This window comes from Streptococcus hepaticus (assembly GCF_043656315.1).
In the GTDB taxonomy this organism is placed as follows: domain Bacteria; phylum Bacillota; class Bacilli; order Lactobacillales; family Streptococcaceae; genus Streptococcus; species Streptococcus hepaticus.
In genome coordinates this window covers 1-440 of record NZ_JBINIY010000052.1, presented here as the reverse complement: position 1 = coordinate 440, position 440 = coordinate 1, and the positions used below count along the sequence as shown (strand labels likewise).

The window sequence follows — 440 nt, the reverse complement described above, 5'->3', positions numbered from 1 at the left end:
TATGAGTGTATCAGGTAGCAGTGTCATTCAACAAGATGAGATGGAATTGACCATGGCCTATACCCACATGACGTGGGAAGATGCGGAGCATACAAGAACCAACGAAAAGGGAATTACCTTTTACACTAAGATTGATGAGGTCATGGTTTACATGAATCATCAATACCAAGACTACAAGCTTGACGATTTCATGGAAGCAGGTGGTGTGACCTACAAAGCGTTTCTCAGTCAAGTCTGGATGGACTTAAATGGTGGAGATTCTATTAAATCCATGTCTGACTTATATAAAGAACCTGCTTACAAGCTGTCTGATGAGGATCAAGAAGAACTAAAGGAATTGACCGAAGAAGGCAACTATTTAGCCCTTCAAGAATTGGAAAATCCCTTTCAGGGACAGACCGATGAGGATAGCTTAAACATGACCTACCGATATGGTTATA

Annotated in this window: 1 pseudogene; it reads left to right on the top strand. The window is 40.9% G+C overall.

Annotation, left to right across the window (positions count from 1 at the left end):
* A pseudogene (locus ACHUFA_RS11055) lies at positions 1-440 on the top strand (phage tail tip lysozyme); the annotation flags it as partial.